This is a genomic window from Stenotrophomonas sp. GD03819 (assembly GCF_029841665.1).
GTDB lineage: Bacteria > Pseudomonadota > Gammaproteobacteria > Xanthomonadales > Xanthomonadaceae > Stenotrophomonas > Stenotrophomonas geniculata.
The window spans coordinates 83,416-101,213 of record NZ_JAOCEW010000007.1 but is presented as its reverse complement, the minus strand read 5'-3'; the positions used below and the strand labels follow the sequence as shown (position 1 = coordinate 101,213).

The window sequence follows — 17,798 nt, the reverse complement described above, 5'->3', positions numbered from 1 at the left end:
GGGGCGGTCATTGCTTGCTCCCGGCCTTGTCTGCCGGCTTGGCGGCCGCTGCGACCGTCTTCGCCTTTGCCTTCGGATCAGCGATCACCTGCACTGCGGTGCCGTCGCGCAGCGCGACCTTGCCGGCGGTGACCACCTGATCACCGGCCGCCAGGCCATCACGGATCTCCACCCACGGGCCCTCGGCGTAACCCAGCTTGACCGGAACGCGTGCGACCTTGCCTTCGCGCACCCGGAACACCGCCGGCTCACCGTCGTCGAGCAGCGCCAGGCGCGGCACCACCAGCGCATCGGCACGCTGGTCGTAATCGATGCGGATGCGGCCGAACATGCCGGGCTGCAGCGCATGCGCGGCGCCATCGAAGGCGCTGACCACGCGAAACGTGCCGCTGCCCGAATCCACCACCGGCGCGATGCGATCGACGGTGCCGGTGAAGCTCTGCCCCGGCAGTGCATCGGCAGCCAGTGTCACCGGCTGGCCGGCGCGCAGCGTGGCCAGCTCGCGCTCGGGCACATTGAGCGTGGCTTCCAGCCGCGAGTTGTCGACGATGCGGAAGATCGGCGTGTTGATCTGCACGAAGTTGCCGGTCTTGATCGAGCGCGAGGCGATCACGCCGGAGATCGGCGCCACCACCGTGGTGTAGGACAGTTCCAGCGTGGCCAGGCGGTACTGCGCACGGACGTTTTCCAGGTCGTAGCGCAGCTGGTCAACGCTGGCCGCACTGACCAGCTGCTGGACGACCAGCTTCTGTGCACGCTGATAGTCGTTTTCCAGCTTGCGCATCTGCGCTTCGCTCTGCGCCACGGCCAGGCGTGCGCGGTCCGGGTCCAGGCGCACCAGCGGCTGGCCAGCGGTCACCCGCTGGCCTTCCTCGACCAGCACCGCCAGCGCCACGCCGGAGGTCTTGGCGACCACCTGCGATTCGGCGCGTGGTTCCAACGCGGCGGTACCGGTGTAGCTGGCCGCGACGGCACGGTGGCTGGCCACGGCCACTTCGACCGGGACCGCGTCGACCTTCTTCTCCTCCTTGGTCTCGGCGGCCTTGGCTTCGGAATTGGGCCCTGCGGCGCAACCGCCCAGCAGCAGGGAGGTGGAGATCAGCAGTGCGGCAGCGCAGATTCCGCTGCGACGGCCGGACAGGAAGGTTGGGTGCGACATCGTCAGGTCCCTGGAGGATGCGTGGACAGGTGTGGTAGCAAAGTAATGCACCACTTCACGGCAACACCATATCCCAAAGGTCATGGTGCCTTCACGCCACTGGTCGGCCCGCCCCCCCATTTCAGCTAGATGAAACCTGGGGCTATACTCGGGTCGTTCCGTACCCCACGCCGGAACGACCAGACCCGAATCCCCGGAAACGACACCATGCGCCCGCAGCCGCTCGCCGCTTGTCTCGCTCTGGCCGTCCTCCTGCCCCTTGGGGCCGCCGCACAGCCCGCTCCTGCTCCTGCCACACCGGCCCCGGCCCCGGCTCCCGCCGCTGCCCCGGCGCCCGCCGCCCCCACCGGCAACTTCGACAATGGCCGTGTCCTGGCCTACACCTGTCAGGGCTGCCACGGGATCACCGGCTACAAGAACGCCTACCCCAGTTACCGGGTGCCGAAGATCGGCGGCCAGACCCAGCAGTACCTGGCCCAGGCCCTGACCGAGTACCGCCAGGGCAAGCGCCGGCATCCGACGATGCAGGCGCAGTCGATGAGTTTCAGCGAACAGGAGATCGCCGATCTCTCTGTTTACCTGTCCACCGTCAAGTAAGGCCCGCCCATGTCGAAAGCCGCGCATCCGATGCGTCACGCCATCGCCCTGTCCGTTGCCCTGCTGCTGGCATCCTGTTCGCAGTCGCAGGTGGAAAACAGCGAGAAATCCGCCGCCGACCCGGGCCATGCCAGCGGCGAACACGGCTCTTCTTCTTCGGCCGGCCTGCCCGCAGGCCGCGAGGCCGCCGGTGAAGCCCGCGCCAAGGTGAAGGGCAAGGCCACCAACCAAAGCTGCATCGACTGCCACGGGGCTGACGGCAATGCGCCGATCGACCCGACCTATCCGAAGCTGGGTGGGCAGTACGGCGACTATCTGGCGCACGCCCTGCAGGCCTACCGTGCCGGTGACCGCCAGCACATGTTGATGACGCTGCAGGCGAAGGACCTGAGCGATCAGGACATCGCCGATCTGGCGGCGTACTTCGGTAGCCGGCCGAGCCAGTTGCGGGATCTGCACGGGGTCAAATGACTCCCAGCCCCCCCCGGTGGGTGTGGAATCCGCTTTGTTGGGTGCGGACCATGGTCCGCACTGATGCAGACATCCACGCATGGCGTGGATCTACCAGGCACCGGCGTCGGTAGGTGCGGACCGTTGGTCCGCACGAACCCGGCGAACTCAGCCTTCCAGCTCTTCCCAGCGTGCGTACGCGGCATCCAGCTCGGCCTGCACCTTGGCCAGCTGCTGGGTGTGCGCGGTCACTTCGGCGCTGCTGCGGGTGTAGAACGACGGATCGTTCATCGCCGAGGTCAGCCCTTCGACATCGCCTTCCAGCTTCTCGATGGTCTTCGGCAGCTGCTCCAGTTCGCGCGCTTCCTTGTAGGCCAGCTTGCGCTTCGGTGCGGCCGGAGCTGCGGCCGTCGGGGTGGCCGGTGCAGCAACCGCCGGCTTGGCTGCCGGAGCCGCAGCAGGCGCTGCGATGCTGGCTGCATAGCGCTGCCAGTCGCTGTAGCCGCCGACGTACTCGCCAATCACGCCATCGCCTTCCATCACCAGCGTGGAGGTCACCACGTTGTCGATGAAGTCACGGTCGTGGCTGACCAGCAGCAGCGTGCCGGTGTAGTCGCCCAGCAGCTCTTCCAGCAGCTCCAGGGTTTCCACGTCGAGGTCGTTGGTCGGTTCGTCCATCACCAGCAGGTTGGACGGCTGCGCGAACAGCTTGGCCAGCAGCAGGCGGTTGCGCTCGCCACCGGACAGGCGGGTGATCGGTGCGCGCGCACGTTCCGGGGTGAACATGAAGTCCTGCAGGTAGGCATGCACGTGCTTGCGCTTGCCGTTGAACTCGAGGAAATCGCGGCCTTCGGCCACGTTCTCGATCGCGCTCCAGTCTTCGCGCAGCACCGCGCGGTACTGGTCGAAATAGGCGATCTGCAGGTTGGTGCCGGCGTTGACTTCGCCCTTGGCCGGCTGCAGTTCACCCAGCAGCAGCTTCAGCAGCGTGGTCTTGCCACTGCCGTTGGGGCCGATCAGGCCGATGCGGTCGCCACGCAGGATAGTCGTGGTGAAATCGCGGACCATGGTGCGCTCGCCGAAGGCGAACGAAATGTCCTTGACGTCGATGACCTTCTTGCCGGAGCTGACGCCCTGTGCGGCTTCCATCTTGACGTTGCCACTGAGATCGCGGCGCTGCGAACGCTCGGTGCGCATCGCCTTCAGGCGGCGCACGCGGCCTTCGTCGCGGGTACGACGGGCCTTGATGCCCTGGCGGATCCACACTTCTTCCTGCGCCAGCAGCTTGTCGAAGCGTGCGTTTTCCTGCGCCTGCGCGTTGAGGCGTTCCTCGCGACGGCGCTCGTAGTTGGCCCAGTCGCCCGGCCAGCTGGTGACCTGACCGCGGTCGATCTCGACGATGCGGGTGGCCAGCGCACGCAGGAAGCGGCGGTCATGGGTGACGAACACCACGCTGCCACTCCAGCCCTTCAGGAACGCTTCGAGCCAGTCGATGGCTTCGATGTCGAGGTGGTTGGTCGGTTCGTCCAGCAGCAACACATCCGGACTGGAGACCAGTGCACGGGCGAGCAGCACGCGGCGCTTCATGCCGCCGGACAGGCGGCCGAACTCGGCCTCGCCGTCCAGGTCGAGCTTGGTCAGGGTTTCGCTGACGCGCTGGTCCAGGCCCCAGCCGTTGGCGGCGTCGATCTTGGCCTGCACGTTGCCGAGGGCTTCGCCATCGAATACTTCTGCATGGCTGAGGTGGTGGAATTCGGCCAGCCACTGGCCCAGTTCGCCGAGGCCATCGGCGACGACGTCGAACACCGAGCCGGCGGCGCCGTGTGGCACTTCCTGCTCCAGGCGGGTGACGCGCACGCCCTGCTGCACGCGGACTTCGCCGTCATCGGGCTTGTGGTCGCCGGACAGCAGCTTGAGCAGGGTGGATTTGCCGGCGCCGTTGCGGCCGATCAGGGCGATGCGTTCGCCCGGCTCGATCGACAGTTCGGCCTTTTCCAGCAACAACGGGCCGCCGACGCTGAAGTCGACGTTCTGTAGGGTAATCAGAGGCATCCGGATATTGTACGGGTTGGGGGCGTCGGCCGGGTTGCACCCGGCACCCGCAGCGGCCACTGCTGCTGCCGAAGCAACAGCCAAAGCTGGTTTCCTGTGGGATGGCGGGGCGGTATGGGTCTGCAGGACACGCCGTAAACCCATCCATGGGGGCTCGATGGCGCCATCCATGGCGCCAACGGTCCTGCAGACCCACACCACCCCGCCTCTGACAGTTTCCCGCGATCTGTCGGAACGGCATTCTGCTCTGGTGGGTGTTGACCTTGGTCGACACGGTAGATCCACGCCATGCGTGGATGAGCGCTGCAGGGACTGTCGATGGATGAAATCGACTAGGGGTCTGATGACTTACTCCACGTCCCCCAACAACGCCTGCAATCCCGGCAGCCAGTGCTTGCCCGGGTGGCGTACCAGCCAGAGGGTGCGCTGCAGGGGCGGCAGCGCGGTCTCGATCACGCGCAGGCGGCCCAGCGCCAGCGGCTCTTCCAGCGCATGGCGCGAGAGGCAGGCCAGGCCGAGGCCGGCGATGGCGGCCTGCTTGATCGCTTCGGTATTGCCCAGCTGCAGGGTCTGGGCGAAGCCACGCAGATGCGGCAACAACGCCTGCTCCACCGCCTCGCGGGTGCCCGAGCCGGGCTCGCGCAGCAGCCAGCGTGCGCGGCGCAGTTCATCCAGCGACCAGCGCGCGGGGGCATCGGCGGCGGCGACGATCACCAGCGGATCCTGCTGCCAGGCGGTCACCTGCAGGCCGCGCTCGTGACACGGGCCTTCGATCAGGCCGGCGTCGACGTCCAGGCGCTGCACGGCGGCGACCACGCCGGCACTGTTGTCGATGCGCAGATCAACCTCGGCCTGTGGCGCCTGGCGCAGCAGTTCGGCGATGCGTGGCGGCAGCAGGTAATTGCCGATGGTGGTGCTGGCCGCCAGCACCAGCCGCAGCGGCGCGCCCTGCGACGGGTCGCCGCCGGCGGCCAACTGCCGCTCCAGATCGGCGGCGTTGACCAGCAAGGTACGCGCCGGCTCCAGCAGTGCGCGGCCGTGCCCGTTCAGCGCCAGGCGGCGGCCGATGCGGTCGAACAGCGGGGTGCCGAAGTGGGCTTCCAACTCCTGCAGGGCGGCGCTGCTGGCCGATTGCGAAAGCGCGATGGCCTGGCCGGCGGCGGTAGTGCTGCCGTGATCGGCGATGGCGACGAAGACCTGCAGCTGGCGCAAGGTCAGGCGCATGGCACTTACCTTCTTTATGGGTAGGTTTCACCCATATTATTCGTTTTACAGGTAATCATCTCAGGCGCACGCTTGCCCCATCTCTCCAGCGCTGCCCGTGCTATGAACGCCCCCGCCCTCTCCCCCTGGTCCCTGCCCGCCCTGCGCCAACGCTGGCAGCCGCGCCTGCCCGGCCTGCTGCTGGTCGGCCTGATCGCAGCGGCGTCGCTGTACCTGGCCGAGCTGCCGTGGCTGCAGGCACACGGCCTGAGTGCGCTGACCGTGGCCATCGTCGCCGGCATCGTGATCGGCAACACCCTCTACCCGCGGCTGGCGCCGAGCAGCGCGGCCGGTGTCGGCTTTTCCAAGCACTGGCTGCTGCGCGCCGGCATCGTGCTGTACGGCCTGCGCCTGACCTTCCAGGACATCGGCCACGTCGGCGTCAGCGGCGTGCTGATGGACGTGCTGGTGGTCGCCAGCACCTTCGGCCTGGCCTGCTGGCTGGGTGTGCGCGTGTTCAAGATGGAGCGCGAGGCAGCGATGCTGATCGGTGCTGGCAGCGCGATCTGCGGCGCGGCAGCGGTGATGGCTGCCGAACCCGTGGTGCGTGGCCGCGCGGCACAGGTCACGGTGGCCGTGTCGACGGTGGTGGTGTTCGGCACGCTGGCGATGTTCCTGTACCCGGCGCTGTATGCCCTGGTGCAGTCGCACGGCTGGCTGGCGATGGATGCGCAGCAGTACGGCCTTTTCACCGGTGCGACGGTGCATGAAGTGGCACAGGTGGTGGCGGCAGGCCGTGCGGTCAATGAAGCGGCGGCTGATACGGCGGTGATCACCAAGATGGTGCGGGTGATGCTGCTGGCGCCGTTCCTGGTTGCGCTGTCGCTGTGGCTGGCGCGTGGCGGCAAGGCCAGCGCCGACGGCAGCAAGGCGCGCATCGTGGTGCCGTGGTTCGCCTTCGGTTTCGTGGCGGTGGCCGGTTTCAACTCGCTGCATCTGCTGCCGGCGGGCCTGCAGGCCGGGCTGGTGCAGCTGGATACCGTGCTGCTGGCGATGGCGATGGCCGCGCTGGGCCTGACCACCCACGTCTCGGCGCTGCGCCAGGCAGGCCTGAAGCCGCTGCTGCTGGCGCTGATCCTGTTCGCCTGGCTGCTGTTCGGTGGCCTGGCGATTCATCAGGGCGTGTTGGCGGTGCTGGGCTGATCAAGAGCGTGCCGACCAAGGTCGGCGCCCACGTGGATGAAGACCCTGTGGCAGGGAGCGGCCGCGCAGACGGGTACAATGCGCCATGACTGACTTCTCGACCCTGCCGCTGAGCCCGGCCCTGCAGCCCGGCCTGGATGCCCTCGGCTACACCACCCTCACCCCCGTGCAGGCGCAGAGCCTGCCGGCCATTCTGGATGGCCGCGATGTGATCGCACAGGCGCCGACCGGCAGCGGCAAGACCGCCGCCTTCGGCCTGGGCCTGCTGCAGGCCATCGACCCCAGCCTGATCCGCGTGCAGGCACTGGTGCTGTGCCCGACCCGCGAACTGGCCGACCAGGTCGGCAAGCAGATCCGCAAGCTGGCCACCGGCATCCCCAACCTGAAGCTGTTGCTGCTGGTGGGCGGCGTGCCGCTGGGCCCTCAGCTGGCGTCGCTGGAAGGCCATGACCCGCATGTGGTGGTCGGCACACCCGGCCGCGTGCAGGAGCTGGCACGCAAGCGCGCGCTGAACCTGGGCGCGGTGCGCACGCTGGTGCTGGACGAAGCCGACCGCATGCTCGACATGGGCTTCGAGGAGCCGATCCGCGAGATCGCCGGCCGCACCCACAAGGACCGCCAGAGCCTGCTGTTCTCCGCCACCTTCCCCGACAGCATCCGCGCCATGGCGCGTGACTTGCTGCGCGACGCGGTGGAAGTGACCGTGGAAGGCGCCGATCAGGCGCCGGCCATCCGCCACCTGTTCTGCGAGGTGGAACCGGCGCACCGCCAGAAGGCGCTGGCGGGCCTGCTGCTGAAGTACACGCCGGAATCGGCGGTAGTGTTCTGCAACACCCGCAAGGACGTGGACGAGGTTGCGAATTCCCTGCAGCAGTTCGGCTTCTCCGCGCTCGCCCTGCATGGCGACATGGAGCAGCGCGACCGCGAGGAAGTGCTGTTGCTGCTGGCCAACCGCAGCTGCAACGTGCTGGTGGCCAGCGACGTGGCCGCACGTGGCCTGGACGTGGAAGAGCTGGCGGCGGTGATCAACTACGAGCTGCCGACCGACGTGGAGAGCTACCAGCATCGCGTGGGCCGTACCGGCCGTGCCGGTGCCAGCGGCCTGGCGATCAGCCTGGTGGCCGGCCGTGAGAAGACCCGCGCCGAAGCCATCGAAGCGCAGATGGGGCAGCCGTTGGACTGGCAGAAGACGCCGCTGGCGACCTCGCGCCCGGCCGAATTGCCGCAGGCCGCGATGCGCACCCTGCGCATTGATGGTGGCAAGACCGACAAGCTGCGCCCGGGCGACATCCTTGGCGCGCTGACCGGTGATGCCGGCCTGTCAGCCAAGTTCATCGGGAAGATCGCGATCTTCCCGACCCGCTCCTACGTGGCGATCGCCCGAGAGCAGGCCAACAAGGCCGTGGCCAGGCTGGAAGCCGGCAAGATCAAGGGCCGTCGCTTCCGCGTGCGGATGATGTGATTGGCAAGGTAGTCGCCGGGCATGGCCCGGCACTACCTGCATGCCGTGTGTAGCGCCGGGCCACGCCCGGCGACAGACTCAGAACACCAGTTCGGTGTGCAGCGGCAGGTCCGCTTCCCAGCGTGCGCGGCCGCCGAGGCCGTCCAGCTCGACCAGCACGCCGGCACCCACCACCTCGACACCCAGGCGGCGCACCAGCGACAACGCGGCGACCAGCGTGCCGCCCGTGGCCAGCACGTCGTCGATGATCGCCACGCGGGCACCGGCCGGCAGCGCATCGGCGTGCACTTCGATGCAGTCGCTGCGGTATTCCAGCGTGTATTCCTCGCGCAGCACCTGACCCGGCAGCTTGCCCGGCTTGCGCACCGGCACGAAGCCCACGCCCAGTTCCAGCGCCATGGCGGCACCGAGGATGAAACCACGCGATTCGATACCGATCACCGCGTCCAGCTTCTGGTCGCGCCAACGGTCGGCCATCGCGGTGATGGCACCGCGGAAGTCCTCGCCATGGGCGAGCAGCGGCATGATGTCCTTGAAGAGGATGCCGGGCTTGGGGAAGTCGGCGATGTCGCGCAGGCGGGAGGCCCACTGCGGAGCGACGAGGGCGTCGGTCATGTCACGTTGGTTGTCTGATGGCGGCATAGGGTACCTGTTCCGGGCGCCGGCTGCCTGTTGGGGGTGTCGGCCGGGCTGCGCCCGGCACCTGCAGAGGCCACCGCGCAAGCAAAAGCGAAAACAAAAGCCGCATTCCGAGGGATGGCGGGGTGGGTCCGGTTGCGGGGGGCGCTGCAAGTACGTCCATGTAAGCTCGGTCGCCGCATCCATGCGGCTCACGCCCCCGCAACCGGACCCACCCCGCCTTCGACAGATTCCTGCGATCTGTCGTAGATCCACGCTATGTGTGGATGAATCTTCATCTAGATCGAATATTTCGAGAATTGAACGAAGAGCATCCACGCATGGCGTGGATCGACCGTGTCGACCAAGGTCGACACCTACCCACAGCAACGGGAATCTGTCGGAGGCGGGGCGGTGTCGGAGTGCGGGGTGTCAGCCGCATGGATGCGGCTGCCAAGCCTACACGGACGTACTTGCGGCGTCCCCGCATTCCGACACCGCCCCGCCAAACCACGGAATCCGCTTTTGCTCTCGCTGTTGACCTGGCCTCTGCGGGTACAGGGCGCAGCCCTGCCGAAACCCACCCTCAGGAACTGCAGGACAGCATCGAGCAGCCGGCGCGATTGTCGGCCCACGCCGGGCGCTTGCTGGCGAAGTGTTCCAGACCGGAACGCTCGGTGTATGGATTGCGCAGTACGTCCTGCAACGCATGAACACCGCCGAGGTCGCCCTGCTCCGCGCGATCGATGGCTTCCTGGGCCAGCCAGTTGCGCAGCACGTACAGCGGGTTGGCCGCTGTCATCTTCGCCAGGCGTTCGCTGGCCGACAGCGGATCGGCCTGCAACCGCACCGCATAGTCCTGCAGCCACTGCTGCAACGGCGCCTGCACCGCCTGCTGGCGCGCCTCGTCGTAGTACACCGCATCCAGCAGCGCCACATCCGGTGCCGCGGGATCGATACGCATCAGCGCACGCCAGGCCAGGGTCATGTCCATTCCCCCGTCCTGCATCAACTGCTGCCAGCGCAGGTAGAGCTGCAGGTCGTCATCGTCGGCCGCAGCCAGGCCGAGTTTGGCTGCGGCATCGCGGCGCGTGCAGGCCACGAAGGTGGACTGGTATGCAGCCAATCCAGCCTGCAACGGTTCGACATCGGCAAACAACGGTGACAATGCCTGTGCCAATCGGCTCAGGTTCCAGTACGCCACCTGCGGCTGGGTGCCGAAACGATAGCGCCGGCCTTGGGCATCGGTGGTGTTCGGCGTCCAGTCCGGATCGAAATCCTCGACCCAGCCATAGGGACCGTAGTCGAGCGTAAGACCAAGAACGGACAGGTTGTCGGTATTCATCACGCCATGCACGAAGCCGACGCGCATCCAGTGCGCGATCATCTCGGCGGTGCGCACCGCGATCTGCGCGAACCAGTCGCCATACAGCGCCTCACCCTGCCCATGCAGTTCGGGGAAGTCGCGGGCGATGCAGGCATCAACCAGATGCTGCAGCAGTGCGGTTTCCCCGCGCGATGCCGGAAGCTCGAAGGAACCAAAGCGCAGGAACGACGGCGACACGCGGCATACGATGGCGCCGGGCTCGGCACGCGGATGACCGTCGTAGAACATGTCGCGCACCACGTCGTCGCCGGTACCAACCAGCGACAGCGCACGCGTGGTCGGCACGCCAAGGTGGTGCATCGCTTCACTGCACAGGAACTCGCGGATCGACGAGCGCAGTACCGCGCGACCATCGGCGCCGCGCGAGTACGGCGTCGGCCCCGCCCCCTTCAGCTGCAGCTCCCAATGACGGCCATCGGGCGCGACCAGTTCACCCAGCGAGATCGCGCGACCGTCGCCGAGCTGGCCGGCCCAGTGACCAAACTGATGGCCGCCGTAGTTGGCCGCCCAAGGCTGCATGCCGGCGTACAGCGCGTTTCCGCCAAACACCTGCGCGAAGCTTTCGCTTTCGACTTCAGCGGTATCGAAACCAAGCATCGCGGCAACATCCGGCGACCAGGCCAGCAACGTGGGCGCCGTCACCGGGGTCGGCATCACCGGCGACCAGGCCGCACCCAGCACTTCGCGCCGGCGCGGGCCGGATTCGGGATCGCCCGGCAGGGTCTGCAGCAGGCGGTTGTCGAAACGGGGGCTGTCGGTATCCATGGTGCTGAAGATGGGGGCGACGGCCGCCCTCCTCAATTGCCGCTGAGCGCCTGCAGGTGGCCGCCGTGGGCCTCGGCACGCTGGTAGGCGGGTCGCTCACCGATACGCTTGAGGAAGCCACGCAGTGCCGGCTTGTCGTCGAGACCACCGCCGCGCGCGGCCGCAGCCTGGATCGGGAAGCTCATCTGGATGTCGGCCGCGCTGAAGCGTTCACCGGCAAACCACGGGCTTTCGGCCAGGCGGCGCTCCATCCAGTCCAGGTGCAGGCGCCGCTGTGGGCCGATGAAGCCACGTTCGGCCTTGTCGGCGATACTGCGCGCGATCGGACGGGCGAAGAACGGCATCGGCGCGTTGCGGATGCGGCCCATCACCAGGGTCAGCAGCAGCGGCGGCATCGCCGAGCCTTCGGCGTAGTGCAGCCAATAACGGTAGGCGATGCGCTCGGCGCCATCGGCCGGCATCGGTGACGGCGACAGCTGGCGTTGGGTGTCATAGCGATCCGCGAGGTAGTCGAGGATGGCACCGGACTCGGCCAGTACCAGCTCGCCATCCTGCAGTACCGGCGACTTGCCCAGCGGATGCACGTTGCGCAGCTCCGGCGGCGCCAGCAGCGTCTTCGGATCGCGCGGATAGCGGCGCAGTTCGTAGTCCAGCCCCAGCTCCTCCAGCATCCACAGCACACGCAGGGAACGGGAGTTTTCCAGGTGATGGACGATGCGCATGGGGATGATCCTTGGGGAGGCCCGCATCGTACCGCGAGCAGTGCATGCCCCATGTAGTGTCGAGCCATGCTCGACTGCCTTTGGAAAGCAGTCGAGCATGGCTCGACGCTACAGAACAGCAGGCAACAAAAAACGCCGGAAGCTTTCGCTTCCGGCGTTCTGGCTACCAAACGGTAGCAGACGGATTAGACCGCCTGCACCTGGTCAGCCTGCATACCCTTCTGGCCCTGGACGGCGATGAAGGTAACCTTCTGGCCTTCCTGCAGGGTCTTGAAGCCGGTGCCCTGGATGGCACGGAAGTGCACGAACAGGTCCGGGCCGCTTTCCGGGGTGATGAAGCCGAAGCCCTTGGCGTCGTTGAACCACTTGACGGTGCCGGTCTGACGATCAGACATTTGACTAACTCCTGAAACACATGTTGAAAAAAATCGCAGCCACCGGGTATCGGGGCCGAGACTGAGTTGCAGGCGTTGGTAAAGCGGATCGATGAGCGGATCGTGAGATCAACTGCACCAGGCCACGATTCACGGTGACCCTAGCAAACACAGTGGGTCGAACGATACGCGTGTTTTCTGCAAAAAGCGATAGCCCGGACGTTCATGGGCAAACCCTGCCCGCTAGGCGTGACAAGGCTTGGCAGCCGATCAAGCCTAACTCCGAGTCCCCATTCAGGTTTTTCCTACCCTACACTGGGTAAATGACTGAAGCTGAAACCCAAGCTGAACCCGCCCTGCCCCGCATCTGGGTGGACGCGGATGCCTGCCCCACCGTCATTCGCGACATCCTGTTCCGTGCCGCTGAACGCGTTGGGATCGAGCTGACCCTGGTCGCCAACCAGTGGATCCGCACCCCGCCATCGCGCTGGCTGCGCTCGATCCAGGTGCCGCAGGGCCTGGACGTGGCCGACAGCGCCATCGTCGAGCGGGTCGCCGCCGGAGACCTGGTGGTCACCCAGGACATCCCGTTGGCCGCCCTGGTGCTGGAGAAGAAGGCCGTGGCGCTGAACCCGCGCGGCCAGCTGTACACCCCGAACAACATGGCCGAGCGGCTGTCGATGCGCAATTTCATGGAAGAGCTGCGCGGCGCCGGGGTGCAGACCGGTGGCCCGCCGCCGCTGGGTCCGCGCGACCGGCAGCTGTTCGCTGCCGAGCTGGACCGCTGGTTGGCCCGACGCCCGGTTCGCTGAACGGCCCTACCCGCCCTGGCCGGGCAGGCACAGGCGGCGCCGGCTGCTGAACCGCCGGGGCTCCCCGCTCAATGGGTCATCGAAGGCCAGCCCCTGCGCCAGCAGCTGCAGGGGCGACTCGACCGTTTCATCCGGGCGCGGCCTCAGCAGCGGATACAGGTCATCGCCCTCGATCGGCGCGCCCAGCGCCGCCATGTGCACGCGCAGCTGGTGCTTGCGGCCGGTTTCCGGCAGCAGCCGGTAGCGCCAGACCGGCCCTTCGGCCTCGATCAGCTCGATCCGGCTGCGCGCATTGGGCTCGCCCGGCACTTCGGCCATGCGGAAGAACGGTTCGCCCGGCACCAGGCGGCTGTCCCGCTGCAACGGAAACGCCAGCCCGGGCAGCGCCGGTGCCAGCGCCTCATAGGTCTTCTCGATGCGCCGTTCGCGGAACAGCCGTTGATAGGCATCACGCGTGGCTGCCTGGGTCGAGAACAGCACCAGGCCGGCGGTCAGCCGGTCCAAGCGGTGCAACGGCGCCAGTTCGGTGTTGCCGGTGCGTGCGACCAGGCGCGCCAGCAGGGTTTCGCGCACATAGCCACCGGCCGGCGTCACCGGCAGGAAGTGCGGCTTGTCCGCCACCAGCAGGTGCGCATCCAGATGCAGGATGGTCTCGGCGAAGGGAATCACCGGCTCGTCGGCCACCTCGCGGAAGTACTGGATTTCCAGCCCCACCTGCCAGGGCATGTCCGGCGCCAGTGCCCTGCCCTGCGCATCCTGCACACGGCCTCGTGCGAAGCGGTCCTGCCACTGCGCACGGTCGATGCGTGGGAAACGTGCACACAGGCCATCGAGCAGGCTGCTCCAGTGGCCGGGCGGCAGCTGCAGGCGGCTGGGCAGGGTCATCGGTGGCACTCCTGCGGCAGGAAAGAGTGAAAGGGTGCCACGTTGACGCGCCACAGACAGCCCGGCCACGGACACCCCTGGAGCAAACCTCTATCATTGTCGTCTTTAGTCCACGGACCCCCCATGGCTCTCACCGCCACCATCCGCAAGGCCGAACTGCAGATCAGCGACATGGATCGCGGCTACTACGTGACCCACAACCTGACCCTGGCCCAGCACCCGTCCGAGACCGACGATCGCCTGATGGTGCGCCTGCTCGCCTTCGCGCTGAACGCCGGCGACCGCCTGGAATTCGGCCGCGGCCTGAGTACCGATGACGAGCCGGACCTGTGGGAGCACGACTACACCGGCGACATCCTGCAATGGATCGACCTGGGCCATCCAGACGAATCGCGCATCCGCAAGGCCAGCAACCGCAGCCGCCAGGTGCAGGTGGTGAACTACGGCGGCAACGCTTCGGACATCTGGTGGAGCAAGCAGAGCAAGGGCCTGGCGCGCTTCGACAACCTGTCGGTGGTCAACCTCGATGGTGCCTTCGTCGAACTGTGGGGCCAGCAGATCCAGCGCGCCATGCGCTGGAGCGTGCTGATCCAGGACGGCGAAGTGCAGCTGCTCAACGACCAGATCCAGCTCGACGTGATCCCGAACTGGCGCAAGCGCGCCAAGGCATGAGCACCATCCGTTGCGATGTGGTGGTCATCGGCGCCGGCGCGGCCGGGCTGATGACCGCAATCACGGCTGGCCAGCGCGGCCGCCAGGTGCAGGTGATCGACCATGCCAACAAGGTCGGCAAGAAGATCCTGATGTCCGGCGGTGGCCGTTGCAACTTCACCAACACCGGCACCACCCCGGCCAACTTCCTGTCGGCCAACCCGCACTTCTGCAAGTCGGCGCTGGCGCGCTACACGCCCTGGCACTTCATCGAGCTGGTGCACAAGCACGGCATCGCCTATCACGAAAAAGAGCTGGGCCAGCTGTTCTGCGATGTCTCGTCCAAGCAGATCGTGAAGATGCTGGTGGACGAATGCCAGGCGGCCGGCGTGCAGGTGCGCACCGAGTGCAGCGTGCAGCGCATCGAGCACGGCAGCGATGGCTTCCGCGTGCATACCACCCATGGCCTGTTCCATTGCGCCTCGCTGGTGGTTGCCACCGGCGGCCTGTCCATTCCCAGCATGGGTGCCACCGGCTTTGGTTATGAAGTGGCCCGACAGTTCGGCCACCAGGTGCTGCCGACCCGCGCCGGGCTGGTACCGCTGACGCTCAGCGGCAAGCACCAGGAACGGCTGGCCGATCTGAGTGGTGTCGCCCTGCCGATCGAGGCGCGCTGCAACGGAAAGAGCTTCCAGAACTTCATGCTGCTGACCCATCGCGGCGTGAGTGGCCCGGCGATCCTGCAGATCTCCTCGTTCTGGCAACCCGGCGATGCGCTGGAGCTGGACCTGCTGCCCGGCCAGGATGCCGGCGAGTGGTTGCGCCAGATGAAGCGCGAACGACCCGCCGCCGAACTGCGCACGGTGCTGGGCGAAGTACTGCCGAAGCGGCTGGCACAGCGGCTGTGCGAACACTGGCTGCCCGACCGGCCCGTGCGCCAGTTGGACGAGCCGGTGCTGCGCCAGGCCGCGCAGCTGCTGGGCGCGTTCCCGCTGGTGGCCAGTGGCACCGAGGGCTACCGTACCGCTGAGGTCACGCTCGGCGGCGTGGACACCGCCGAGGTCTCGTCTTCGACGATGGAATCCAAGCGCGTACCCGGCCTGCATTTCGTCGGCGAGGTGCTGGATGTGACCGGCTGGCTGGGCGGCTACAACTTCCAGTGGGCCTGGGCCAGCGGCCACGCGGCCGGTGGCGTGGTGTGAACCACATCGCCGTTCGATGCGTGCAAGGGGTGCGCGCATGGACGGTTCGGCGCGCATCGTGTATCTAGATTTGCAGATTGGGGAGCAGTGCATGCAGAACGCGAACGACATCACCATCCGCCTGCTGATCGTCGATGACAGCGGCGAGAACGCCGAGGCCATCGTCAGCACCCTGCGCAACAGCGGCATCGCGGTGCGTCCGTGGCGCCCGCAGGATGCTGCCGAGCTGTCCCAGGTGCTGGCCAGCCAGGCCATCGACCTGGTGCTGGCTTCGCCCTCGCAGGGGATCCCGCTGCCACTGGTGGCCCAGCATATTGCTGCCAGCGGCAAGGACATTCCGCTGGTGCTGCTGGCCGAACGCATCGACGAGGACGAGCTGGTACAAGCCAGCAGCCACGGCATCCGTGCCCTCGCCCTGCGCCAGCGTTCCGAGCACCTGCTCGCCGTGGTCCGTGATCAGTGGGTGGACCTGCAGGCGCGTCGTGGCCTGCGCCGCATCGAGGCGCAGATGCGCGAGACCGAGCGCCGCTGCGATGCCCTGATCGCTTCCTCGCGCGACCCCATCGCCTACGTGCATGAAGGCATGCACATCCGCGCCAACGACGCCTATCTGGAGATGTTCGGCTACGAGCATTTCGACGATATCGAAGGCATCTCGCTGCTGGACATGGTCGCCGCCCAGCATGTGGAAGGCTTCAAGCAGCTGCTGAAGGGCCTCAGCCGTGGCGAGGCGCCGCCGCCGCAGTACCAGCTTGACGCGCGCCACGAGGATGGCAGCGCGTTCCCGGCAACGATGGAATTCACCCCCGCCACCTACGAGGGCGAATCCTGCCTGCAGGTGGTACTCCGCCGCCGCATGGAATTCGACCCGGAACTGGCGCGCGAGGTCGAGGACCTGCGCCAGCGCGACCAGGTCACCGGCCTGCTCAACCGACCGACCTTCATGCTGCAGCTGGAAAGCGCGGTGGCCCAGGCCGGGCGCAGCGAAGGCCAGTTCGGCCTGCTGCTGATCGAGCCGGACCACTACGCGCGCCTGCTGCCGGATATCGGCCTGGCCTCGGCCGACATCCTGATCGGCGCCCTCGCCGCTCTGCTGGCCGAGGTGGTTGGCGAGGACGCGCAGCTGGCCCGTTTCGGCGAACACAATTTCGCCGTGCTGCAGGCCGGGCCCTACGCGCAGACCGTGGCACTGGCCGAGCGCATCCGCGAAGCCTACGCCGCACACGTCTTCAGCATCGGCGCGCGTTCGGCCACGGTAACGGTCAGCATCGGTGGCGTGCAGGTGGGCGAGAAGATCGCCAGCATCGGCCAGGTGCTGGCACGCGCCAGCGAATGCACGCAGGCCGCCGCCGAACTGGGCAACACCTGCCGCATCTTCGACCCGGCCGCTGCCGACCGCGTGGAGGAAGAACGCGTGCTGCGCTGGGTCACCCGAATCCGTGAAGCACTGGCCGGTGATGGCTTCCAGCTGCACTACCAGCCGGTGCTGAACCTGCAGGGGGAGTCGCTGGAGCTGTATGAGGCCTACCTGCGCCTTGAGCACAATGGTGAACTGCTGAGCCCGACTGCGTTCCTGGGCATCGCGGAGGAACACGGCCTGCTGGCCGACATCAACCGCTGGGTGGTGTCACGGGCGATCGCTGTGCTGGGCCAACGTGCACGCGAAGGCCATGCCACGCAGATGCTGGTGAAGGTGACGCCAGAGTCGTTCGACGACCCGCAGATGATCGCCACCCTGCGTCGGGAACTGCAGGCACAGGGCGTGCCCGGCGAACGGCTGTGGCTGCATGCGCCGGAAGCAAAGGTGTTCACCCATCTGCGCAGTGCGCAGCAGTTCCTTGCCGAAGTGGCGCCGCTGGGCTGCCGCATCGGCCTGGAGCAGTTCGGATCGGGGCTGGATTCGTTCCAGCTGCTGGCCCACTTCCAGCCGCAGTTCCTCAAGCTGGACCGCGGTTTCACCAGCGATCTGGCCGCCACCCGGGAAAACATCGACCGCATCAGCCAGATCACTGCGCGTGCGCAGGAAGCCGGCATCCGCACCATCGCCGAGTTCGTCAGCGATGCCAACTCGATGACCCTGCTGTTCAGTGCCGGCGTGGATTACGTGCAGGGCGACTTCGTCGGTCCGGCGTTGCCGGAGATGGGGTTCGAGTTTGGTTGACGCCTCTCTGTAGAGCCGAGCGATGCGCGGCTGCGAGACTCAAGCGAAGAGCAGCCGAGCATGGCTCGGCTCTACACAAAGAGAAGGCCGGCTTT

General features: G+C 67.1%; 16 protein-coding genes. 8 read left to right on the top strand and 8 right to left on the bottom strand.

The features are described 5' to 3' along the window. Window positions 1-7: 7 nt before the first annotated feature. Entirely contained in the window at window positions 8-1,159 is a 1,152-nt protein-coding gene (locus tag N5D45_RS06230) for a MexH family multidrug efflux RND transporter periplasmic adaptor subunit (RefSeq protein ID WP_010484552.1), read from the bottom strand. A 207-nt stretch (window positions 1,160-1,366) separates the two neighbouring features. On the opposite strand from N5D45_RS06230, the gene N5D45_RS06225 reads away from it, so the two are divergent. Continuing rightward, on the top strand, window positions 1,367-1,756 hold the full coding sequence (locus tag N5D45_RS06225; RefSeq protein WP_005413034.1) for a c-type cytochrome: 390 nt from the start codon (window positions 1,367-1,369) through the stop codon (window positions 1,754-1,756). A gap of 9 nt (window positions 1,757-1,765) precedes the next feature. Further along, on the top strand, window positions 1,766-2,227 hold the full coding sequence (locus tag N5D45_RS06220; protein ID WP_279938610.1) for a cytochrome c: 462 nt from the start codon (window positions 1,766-1,768) through the stop codon (window positions 2,225-2,227). 147 nt (window positions 2,228-2,374) lie between these two features. On the opposite strand, the gene N5D45_RS06215 is transcribed toward N5D45_RS06220, so the two are convergent. Continuing rightward, a complete protein-coding gene (locus N5D45_RS06215; protein ID WP_010484548.1) occupies window positions 2,375-4,258 on the bottom strand; it encodes an ATP-binding cassette domain-containing protein in 1,884 nt (627 codons plus the stop codon). 348 nt (window positions 4,259-4,606) lie between these two features. Continuing rightward, window positions 4,607-5,482 carry a LysR family transcriptional regulator gene (locus tag N5D45_RS06210; protein ID WP_057504267.1) on the bottom strand — a complete coding sequence of 292 codons (876 nt, stop codon included), beginning with the start codon at window positions 5,480-5,482 and terminating at the stop codon, window positions 4,607-4,609. Between the two features lie 102 nt (window positions 5,483-5,584). Here N5D45_RS06210 and N5D45_RS06205 point away from each other — a divergent pair, with 102 nt between their 5' ends. Continuing rightward, window positions 5,585-6,664, top strand: coding sequence for a YeiH family protein (locus N5D45_RS06205; protein ID WP_057504268.1), 1,080 nt, complete (start codon window positions 5,585-5,587; stop codon window positions 6,662-6,664). Window positions 6,665-6,749: 85 nt separating this feature from the next. Then, window positions 6,750-8,126: an ATP-dependent RNA helicase DbpA gene (gene dbpA, locus N5D45_RS06200; protein WP_010484543.1), complete on the top strand. Its 1,377-nt coding sequence runs from the start codon at window positions 6,750-6,752 to the stop codon at window positions 8,124-8,126. A gap of 78 nt (window positions 8,127-8,204) precedes the next feature. Here dbpA and N5D45_RS06195 read toward each other — a convergent pair whose 3' ends face one another. From N5D45_RS06195 to N5D45_RS06180, 4 genes are all read right to left on the bottom strand, one after another. Continuing rightward, a complete protein-coding gene (locus tag N5D45_RS06195) occupies window positions 8,205-8,741 on the bottom strand; it encodes an adenine phosphoribosyltransferase (protein WP_019338396.1) in 537 nt (178 codons plus the stop codon). Window positions 8,742-9,330: 589 nt separating this feature from the next. Further along, window positions 9,331-10,896 carry a protein adenylyltransferase SelO family protein gene (locus tag N5D45_RS06190; RefSeq protein WP_197657323.1) on the bottom strand — a complete coding sequence of 522 codons (1,566 nt, stop codon included), beginning with the start codon at window positions 10,894-10,896 and terminating at the stop codon, window positions 9,331-9,333. A gap of 32 nt (window positions 10,897-10,928) precedes the next feature. Then, window positions 10,929-11,618, bottom strand: a complete 690-nt coding sequence (locus N5D45_RS06185) for a glutathione S-transferase (RefSeq protein ID WP_010484523.1) — start codon at window positions 11,616-11,618, stop codon at window positions 10,929-10,931. A gap of 185 nt (window positions 11,619-11,803) precedes the next feature. Then, the gene (locus tag N5D45_RS06180; RefSeq protein WP_004153307.1) at window positions 11,804-12,013 is read right to left on the bottom strand and encodes a cold-shock protein; all 210 of its coding nucleotides are present in this window, start codon (window positions 12,011-12,013) and stop codon (window positions 11,804-11,806) included. Window positions 12,014-12,315: 302 nt separating this feature from the next. Between N5D45_RS06180 and N5D45_RS06175 the strand changes: the two genes are divergently transcribed. Continuing rightward, window positions 12,316-12,804, top strand: a complete 489-nt coding sequence (locus N5D45_RS06175; protein ID WP_010484520.1) for a YaiI/YqxD family protein — start codon at window positions 12,316-12,318, stop codon at window positions 12,802-12,804. A 6-nt stretch (window positions 12,805-12,810) separates the two neighbouring features. Here the strand turns inward: N5D45_RS06175 and N5D45_RS06170 are convergent, their stop codons facing one another. Next, on the bottom strand, window positions 12,811-13,689 hold the full coding sequence (locus N5D45_RS06170) for a pseudouridine synthase (protein WP_057502437.1): 879 nt from the start codon (window positions 13,687-13,689) through the stop codon (window positions 12,811-12,813). A 123-nt stretch (window positions 13,690-13,812) separates the two neighbouring features. Between N5D45_RS06170 and N5D45_RS06165 the strand changes: the two genes are divergently transcribed. The 3 genes from N5D45_RS06165 (at window position 13,813) to N5D45_RS06155 (ending at window position 17,703) form a co-directional block, all read left to right on the top strand. After that, on the top strand, window positions 13,813-14,361 hold the full coding sequence (locus tag N5D45_RS06165; RefSeq protein ID WP_057502436.1) for a YaeQ family protein: 549 nt from the start codon (window positions 13,813-13,815) through the stop codon (window positions 14,359-14,361). Next, a complete protein-coding gene (locus N5D45_RS06160; RefSeq protein WP_010484512.1) occupies window positions 14,358-15,542 on the top strand; it encodes an NAD(P)/FAD-dependent oxidoreductase in 1,185 nt (394 codons plus the stop codon). Before N5D45_RS06165 ends, N5D45_RS06160 begins: the two co-directional genes overlap by 4 nt. A gap of 91 nt (window positions 15,543-15,633) precedes the next feature. Beyond that, window positions 15,634-17,703, top strand: coding sequence for an EAL domain-containing protein (locus N5D45_RS06155; protein ID WP_010484510.1), 2,070 nt, complete (start codon window positions 15,634-15,636; stop codon window positions 17,701-17,703). Window positions 17,704-17,798: the final 95 nt, after the last annotated feature.

Coding starts and splice junctions, on each gene's coding strand:
- N5D45_RS06230 (WP_010484552.1), bottom strand. CDS start 1,159: ATGTCGCACCCAACCTTCCTGTCCGGCCGTCGCAGCGGAATCTGCGCT.
- N5D45_RS06225 (WP_005413034.1), top strand. CDS start 1,367: ATGCGCCCGCAGCCGCTCGCCGCTTGTCTCGCTCTGGCCGTCCTCCTG.
- N5D45_RS06220 (WP_279938610.1), top strand. CDS start 1,766: ATGTCGAAAGCCGCGCATCCGATGCGTCACGCCATCGCCCTGTCCGTT.
- N5D45_RS06215 (WP_010484548.1), bottom strand. CDS start 4,258: ATGCCTCTGATTACCCTACAGAACGTCGACTTCAGCGTCGGCGGCCCG.
- N5D45_RS06210 (WP_057504267.1), bottom strand. CDS start 5,482: ATGCGCCTGACCTTGCGCCAGCTGCAGGTCTTCGTCGCCATCGCCGAT.
- N5D45_RS06205 (WP_057504268.1), top strand. CDS start 5,585: ATGAACGCCCCCGCCCTCTCCCCCTGGTCCCTGCCCGCCCTGCGCCAA.
- dbpA (WP_010484543.1), top strand. CDS start 6,750: ATGACTGACTTCTCGACCCTGCCGCTGAGCCCGGCCCTGCAGCCCGGC.
- N5D45_RS06195 (WP_019338396.1), bottom strand. CDS start 8,741: ATGACCGACGCCCTCGTCGCTCCGCAGTGGGCCTCCCGCCTGCGCGAC.
- N5D45_RS06190 (WP_197657323.1), bottom strand. CDS start 10,896: ATGGATACCGACAGCCCCCGTTTCGACAACCGCCTGCTGCAGACCCTG.
- N5D45_RS06185 (WP_010484523.1), bottom strand. CDS start 11,618: ATGCGCATCGTCCATCACCTGGAAAACTCCCGTTCCCTGCGTGTGCTG.
- N5D45_RS06180 (WP_004153307.1), bottom strand. CDS start 12,013: ATGTCTGATCGTCAGACCGGCACCGTCAAGTGGTTCAACGACGCCAAG.
- N5D45_RS06175 (WP_010484520.1), top strand. CDS start 12,316: ATGACTGAAGCTGAAACCCAAGCTGAACCCGCCCTGCCCCGCATCTGG.
- N5D45_RS06170 (WP_057502437.1), bottom strand. CDS start 13,689: ATGACCCTGCCCAGCCGCCTGCAGCTGCCGCCCGGCCACTGGAGCAGC.
- N5D45_RS06165 (WP_057502436.1), top strand. CDS start 13,813: ATGGCTCTCACCGCCACCATCCGCAAGGCCGAACTGCAGATCAGCGAC.
- N5D45_RS06160 (WP_010484512.1), top strand. CDS start 14,358: ATGAGCACCATCCGTTGCGATGTGGTGGTCATCGGCGCCGGCGCGGCC.
- N5D45_RS06155 (WP_010484510.1), top strand. CDS start 15,634: ATGCAGAACGCGAACGACATCACCATCCGCCTGCTGATCGTCGATGAC.